The organism is Comamonas testosteroni, assembly GCF_000761245.1.
Taxonomy (GTDB): domain Bacteria; phylum Pseudomonadota; class Gammaproteobacteria; order Burkholderiales; family Burkholderiaceae_C; genus Comamonas; species Comamonas testosteroni_C.
The window spans coordinates 1-429 of the sequence record NZ_AWOR01000016.1 but is presented as its reverse complement, the minus strand read 5'-3'; the positions used below and the strand labels follow the sequence as shown (position 1 = coordinate 429).

The window sequence follows — 429 nt, the reverse complement described above, 5'->3', positions numbered from 1 at the left end:
GGGTCTTTAAACGTATTCAGGTTGTCTTCGGACTCAACACCCTGAGCCCATCTTGTATTAAAAGGCTGGCGTGGCATCAGGATATGTCTCCGGGAAGGGTAAAGTTTGCGTACTCATAGATGTGAGAAGAGGACGATTCAATATCTGCAATGCTGATTGGAAGGACAAAAACCTGACCTATCCGCGTACCCTGCGGCCTGGGTATAAGGTCGAAATTCTCAATCAGATAAAGAGTGGTGTTATCAAGCTGCGAAGCAACGCCGATATCAAAGGACTTGTCTCCATTATCGACAAGCGCGGTAACTTTTACGCCAATGATTATTTCGACGAGCTGAATGATGCTGTCGGCGGTTCCATCGCTTATGTTTCTTGCGATCTTCGCCTTGATTAGCTTTCGGTAAAGATCGTTGTTGAGTGGCGCGTCAATGG

Annotated in this window: 1 protein-coding gene; it reads right to left on the bottom strand. The window is 46.9% G+C overall.

Features of this window, described 5'->3' with window-relative positions; translation table 11 throughout:
* Nucleotides 1–76 precede the first annotated feature (76 nt).
* The coding region (locus P353_RS04870; protein ID WP_157839511.1) for a DUF2612 domain-containing protein at nucleotides 77–429 on the bottom strand (353 nt) is incomplete at its 5' end.